This window comes from bacterium (assembly GCA_030654305.1).
Taxonomy (GTDB): domain Bacteria; phylum Krumholzibacteriota; class Krumholzibacteriia; order LZORAL124-64-63; family LZORAL124-64-63; genus PNOJ01.
Map to the genome: position 1 here is coordinate 1 of JAURXS010000527.1, position 6,026 is coordinate 6,026.

Sequence of the window (6,026 nt, forward strand, 5' to 3'; positions counted from 1 at the left end):
TACCAGGTCGAGGTGGCCTGGTCGCCGAAGTGGGCCCGCCGCGCGTTCTCGAGCCTGGCCCTGAGCGGCCAGTACCAGGCCTACTGGTACACCTCGCAGAAGAGCCTCGACGCCGACCCCTACCACGTGGGCCGCAAGGACAACGTCTACGCGCTCGAGCTGACCCTGTCGCGGCCGCTGGCCGGCGGGGTCGACGGCGTCTTCGGCTGCAAGTTCTCCCAGCGCACGGTGGACTCGCCGTGGCATGGCGAGATCGCCGAGGACAAGGACTACGACCAGCGCCGGTACTGGATCGGGCTGACCTACAAACTCTAGCACGGACCCCGACAGGAGCCCCGACGATGCGCATCACCGGAAAGACGATACGGCGGCAGGTGCCTGCGGCGGCCGCCTGCGCCCTGGCCGCCCTGCTGGCCGGCTGCGGCGCCGCCGACCTCTACGAGTCGCCCGAGTCCCCCTTCCACGTGATCGGCCGCGTGCCGCTGCCGAGCGCCAACGAGGGGGTCGCCGCGCTGGGGGATTTCGCGTACGTGGCCGGCGGCGAGGCGGGCATCCACGTCGTCGACATCTCCGCACCGGGAGCGCCCGTCCTGGTCACGACCCTCAACACCACCAAGTACGCCGGCAGCATCGAGGTCGTGCGCACCTTCGCCAACGCGACCCTGACCGACCTGGCGCTGGTGGTGGAGGGCACCGAGGGCATCACCACCTACGACATCACCGACCCCGCCGGCATCGTCTCCTTCGAGCAGGGCACGACCGCCGTGGACGGCCAGCGCGTGTTCATCGAGGAGCCGCAGGATCCCGACGACCCCTGCGTCGTCTACCTCGCCGAGAGCTGGAAGGGCCTGCGCATCTTCGAGACCAACCCCGACTTCCCGGGCGTGCTCGAGTACGGCGGCGTCTTCACCGGCACGCAGGGCTTCGCCAAGGGCGTGGCCGTGAAGGACGGCTTCGCCTACGTCGCCGACGACGAGATGGGCCTCGCGGTGGTCGACGCGCGCGTGCGCATCCTCGGTCAGGTCCGGCAGGTGAGCTGGGCCGACACGCCCGGCAACGCCCTGGACGTCGCCGTCGACGGCGACTACGCCTACCTGGCCGACGGCGTCGAGGGGCTGGCGGTCTTCCGCATCGACGGCGGCGCGACGCCGGTCAAGGTCGCCCAGCTGGACCTGTCGGCCTACAGCCGCTCGCTGGTCGTGGCGCGCGGCTGGGCGCTGCTCTGCGCCGCCGACGGCGGCGTGCACGTCGTGGACGTCCGCGACCCCGAGCACCCCGTCTACGCCGGCCTCGTCCAGACCGGCTACGCCTCGGACCTCTGCGTCACGGCCGACGGGCACGTCCTGGTGGCCGACCGCTACGACGGCCTGCTGGTGCTGGCCGGACCGTCCCTGGCCGCCGACACCGTGCCGCCCGCGAGCGTCACGACGCTGGCGGCGACGCCGCTGACGGCCACCCGCGTCGAGCTCTCCTGGCTGGCCGTGGGCGACGACGGCTTCTACGGCACGGCCGCCTCCTACCTGGTCAAGCGCGCCGAGGCGCCGATCGCCGACGAGGCCGACTGGGAGAACGCCGTCGCGATCGTCGGGGCGCCGGCGCCGGCCCCGGCCGGCACGCGCCAGACGCTCGAGGTCGCGGGCCTCGCGCCCGGCACGACCTACCACTTCGCCCTGCGGGCGCTGGACGACGAAGGTCACCTCGCGGGCTTCTCGAACGACGCCGCGGCGACCACGATCGAGGGCGCCTTCCTGCGGCAGGGCGGGGTCGCGCCCGCCCTGGGCGACCTGGCGACGGTCTTCGCCTTCCGCGTCACCTTCGTCGACGACGGCGACGCCGCGCCCCAAGTCCACGACGTGACGATCGACGGCGCGACGCACGCCATGACCCTCGAGTCGGGCAGCCCCGCCGCCGGCGCGGTCTACGTCTACGAGACGACGCTGCCCGCCGGCGCCCACGCGCACGCCTTCACCTTCGTCGACGCGCTCGGCCTGCCCGCGACCCTGGCGCCGGCCGACGGGCCCTACGTGGGCAGCGCGGCCTTCGCGATGGGCAGCGCCGCCACCGAGATCGGCCGCCTCCCGGACGAGACCCTGCACGACGTGTTGCTGTCGGCGGCGCCGGTCGCCGGCGCGCGCGAGGTGACCCAGGCCGCCTGGAACCTGCGCATGCCCGCGAACCCCTCGACCTTCGTCGGCGACGACCTGCCCGTCCACAACGTGACCTGGTTCGAGGCCGTCGACTACTGCAACCGCCTCTCCCTGGCCGAGGGCCGCACGCCGGCCTACGCGATCGACGGGCCGCTGGTGACGTGGAACCGCGCGGCCGACGGCTGGCGTCTGCCGACGGAGTCCGAGTGGGAGTACCTCTGCCGGGCCGGCACGACCACGTCGCTGTTCAACGGGGAGCTCGTCGAGCCGACCTGCGGCCCCGATGCCCTGCTCGAGGCGGCCGGCTGGTACTGCTACAACGCGGCCGCCGGCCCGCAGGCCGTCGGCCTCAAGGCGGCCAACGCCCTGGGCCTGTTCGACGTCCACGGCAACGTGCGCGAGTGGTGCTGGGACCGGTACGGCCACTACCCGGCGGGCCCCGTGTTCGATCCCGCGGGACCGGACGCGGGCGACCGGCGCGTGGTGCGCGGCGGCAGCTGGCACTACTTCGCCCGCGAGTGCCGGTCCGCGGCGCGCGGCGCCACCTACCCGACCTCGTCGGACGACTTCCTCGGGTTCCGCGTGGTCCGCAACGGCGAGTGACGGGAGCGAGCATGGCCGGCAAGCAGCGATTCGAGTTCATCGACCAGTTCCGCGGGCTCATCGGCGTGATGATGGCCCTCGGCCACAGCAACTACTACTTCAACGCGGCCTGGCTGAGCCTGGACCCGCTGGACCCGTTCTTCGACAACTTCGGGCAGTTCGCGCTGCGCTACATGGGCTACCTCTGCGCGCCCGGCTTCCTGATGATGAACGGGGCCATGATGTACAACTCCTACTGGCGGCGCGTCGCCGGCGGGGAGTCTTCGGGGCGCGCGCGCTGGGACTTCATCCAGCGCGGCCTGTTCCTGATCGCGGTGCAGTTGGTCTGGGTCAACGCGAGCTGGAGCGGCTTCGAGCGCCTGCGCCTGGAGCACTTCGGGATCATCGCGACGATCGGCACCTCGATGCTGCTGCTGGCGATCATGGTGCGCTGGCGCTGGCAGTGGCGGCTGGCGGTCGCGGTCGTCGTCAGCCTGGTCCACCCGCTGCTGCTGCGGATCCCCTACGACGCGAAAGCCTGGACCCACGTCCCGATGCAGCTGTTCATCGACTCGGGGGACTTCAACAAGTACCCCGTGCTGCCCTGGTTCGCGCTGGCGACGATGGGCAGCGTGATGGCCCACTTCTGGTTCGAGGCCTGGCGCGACGGCGCGCAGCGGGCGCGCCGCAGCCTGGCCATCGGCGCCTCCCTGGTGCTGGCCGCCTGGGCCCTGCGGCTGTGGGGCGGCTCCTACGCCAACATCTTCCCGGCCGGGAAGTTCTTCGACTGGTCGTTCTTCCTGGAGCAGAAGTACCCGCCCAGCCTGAGCCACCAGGTGTGGTTCGCCGGCGCGGTGATCTTCATGGTGGGCCTGTTCTGCCTGATCGGGCTGCGCACGCGCGTGCTGCGGCCCTTCGCCATCGTCGGGCGGGTGCCGCTGTTCTTCTACGCGGTGCACATCCCGCTGCTGGCGATCTTCACGCGGCTGCTGCCCGACCTGTACCGCAAGGGCGCGGTGCTGGAGTCGTTCGTCGGCCTCGCCGGCCTGCTGGTGGTCATGCTGCCGCTGGCTTGGTGGTTCGGGGGCGTGAAGCGTAAGTCGCGGAACTGGTTCGTCAGGATGATTTGATCAGCGGACCAGGGTGATCCGCGCCGTGGCGGTCGCGCCCGCGAGGTCCTGCAGCCTCACCAGGTAGACGCCGGCGGCCGCGGCCCGGCCGGCGTCGTCCCTCCCGTCCCAGACCACCTCGCCCCGCGCCGCGTCGCCGCCGGCCAGCGTCCTGACGCGCCGTCCCCTGGCGTCGAACACCTCGAGCGCGCGCAGCCCGGCTGACGCCGCTTCCCAGCGCACGGTCGTGCGCGGGTTGAAGGGGTTGGGGTGCGCCGCCAGGCGCGTCGCCGCGGGCGCGTCGCCGTCGACGGCCACGAAGGTGTTGCCGGCGTCGAAGGTCACGTCGTCGAAGAAGAAGCCCCGGTAGTGGAGCGAGCCGTCGGCCCGGAACAGCAGCCGGAAGCGGAACGACGACAGGTCGCGGCCCGTCAGGTCGAACACGACGCCGCGCCAATCGCCCTGCCTGCCGGACCAGCCCGGGCCCCCGCCCAGCGCGGCGACGCTCGCGTAGTCGTAGCCGCCGACCGGCTCGATCACGAGCCACGTCTCGCCCTGCAGGAGCTCCAGGCGCACGCCGTCGTAGCCGGGCTCGGTGTCGCACCAGATGTGGAAGCTCAGGTGGAGCTCGTCCGCGCCGGGGAACGCGTAGGCGGGCGAGGTCAGCGTCGAGTACTGGTTGTCGTTGTATTCCCCGTAGTAGCCGACCCCCCAGCAGCCGGGCATGCTGAAGCACGAGTCCGGGCCCGTGGGCGCGATCCCCCACATCCAGGCGGTGCTCATCGGCGAGAAGTCGCCGGTCGTGGCGAACGTCTCGTCGGCGGCCGGCAGCTCGGCGAACTGAGGCATGATGTTGCCGGGCGTGACCTCGGGCAGGAGGCCGATCACGCGCGCCCCGTGGCCCGGCTTGCGGTGGAACAGCAGGTTGCCGGCGCGTCCGGTCGCCACGCCGGGCAGGCTGTAGACGCCGTCGCCGAAGGTTTCGACGGGAGAGAGGGGCGAGTCGAGCAGCTCGACGCGGACCGCGCCGAGCGGCTGGCCGCCCTCGCCGTGGACCCGGCCGGACACCGTCACCTGGGGCAGCTTCTGCAGCACCACGTCGCGGATTTGGGCCACGCCCGGCGACACGACCGCCGAGTAGCTCTCCGGCGCGTGGTAGTAGCTGTCGAACAGGAAGGTCGCCGGGCCCGGCTCGGACGTGTAGCTGTAGCGGCCCAGCGAATCGGAGATCAGGTCGGTCGCGTCGCCCTGGACGGCGATCCCGATCCCGGCGACCGGCAGCATCGTCTGGGAATCGAGGACGCGCCCGTTCACGTTGCCCACGCTGGTGGAGACGCGCTCCCAGGCGGCGACGAGGTCCGGGCGCGGCCCGACCTGGTCCGGGTCGGCGGCCTGCGGCGTGCCGGTCGCCACCAGGATGTCGCGCAGGTGGCGCGGGTCGAGCGAGTAGCCGTACTGGGCGCGGGTCATCCCCTGCAGCAGCGCGGCGGCGCCCGCCACCACGGCCGCCGCGCTCGAGGTCCCGTTGAAGGCCTGCGTGTACCAGGCGCTCTCCGCGAAGCCGGATCCCTGCAGGTCGCCGTAACCGCAGCTCGCCACCTGCTCGCCCCAGGCCTGGACGTCGACCCGCGCGCCGTGGTTGGTGAACCACTCGGGCTCGAGGGTGGCCGGTTCCCCGGCGCCCACCATGACGGCGCCGGAGTGCCGGGCCGCCGGGTCGAACAGGCCGGCGTAGACGGGGTCGTCGAGGTCCTGCAGCCCGTTGCCGGCCACCTCCACGACGGTGCGGCCGAGGGCCGTGGCGATGCTGACCGCGTCGAACGTGTCCTGCCAGTACTCCATCGGGATGTAGCCGTAGTCGCCGGCCCCGTTGGCGTTGGGGCCCGCCCCCTGCAGCTCGATCAGGATGATGTCGCCGTAGGCGGTCGCGCCGGTGGCGTTGCTCACCGCCGCGGAGGTGCTCAGGCTGTGGATCGAGACGCCGCCGACCAGGCAGGACGGGGCCACGCCGCGGATGCCCTGGCCGTTGTCGGCGCCCCGGATCACGCCCAGCACGGCGGTGCCGTGGTTGCGCCACTCCTGGTCCGCGACGACCCCGCCGGCGGTGTGGACCGGGGCCGTCAGGTCCTCGTGGGTCCACAGCCAGGCGCCTTCGATGTCCAGCACGCGCACGCCCGTGCCGCGGCCG

At 72.5% G+C, this 6,026-nt stretch carries 4 protein-coding genes; 3 read left to right on the forward strand and 1 reads right to left on the reverse strand.

Annotated features, from left to right (window positions below; all coding sequences use genetic code 11):
- From Q7W29_14790 to Q7W29_14800, 3 genes are all read left to right on the forward strand, one after another.
- Positions 1-315, forward strand: a 315-nt coding sequence (locus Q7W29_14790) for a hypothetical protein (GenBank protein ID MDO9173088.1), incomplete at its 5' end; no start/stop codon positions are given.
- A 26-nt stretch (positions 316-341) separates the two neighbouring features.
- Positions 342-2,750 (forward strand): SUMF1/EgtB/PvdO family nonheme iron enzyme, encoded by a 2,409-nt coding sequence (locus Q7W29_14795; GenBank protein MDO9173089.1) that lies wholly within the window; start codon positions 342-344, stop codon positions 2,748-2,750.
- A gap of 11 nt (positions 2,751-2,761) precedes the next feature.
- Positions 2,762-3,859 (forward strand): heparan-alpha-glucosaminide N-acetyltransferase domain-containing protein, encoded by a 1,098-nt coding sequence (locus Q7W29_14800; GenBank protein MDO9173090.1) that lies wholly within the window; start codon positions 2,762-2,764, stop codon positions 3,857-3,859.
- Here the strand turns inward: Q7W29_14800 and Q7W29_14805 are convergent.
- Positions 3,860-6,026: S8 family serine peptidase (locus Q7W29_14805; GenBank protein ID MDO9173091.1), on the reverse strand; the 2,167-nt coding region annotated here is incomplete at its 5' end.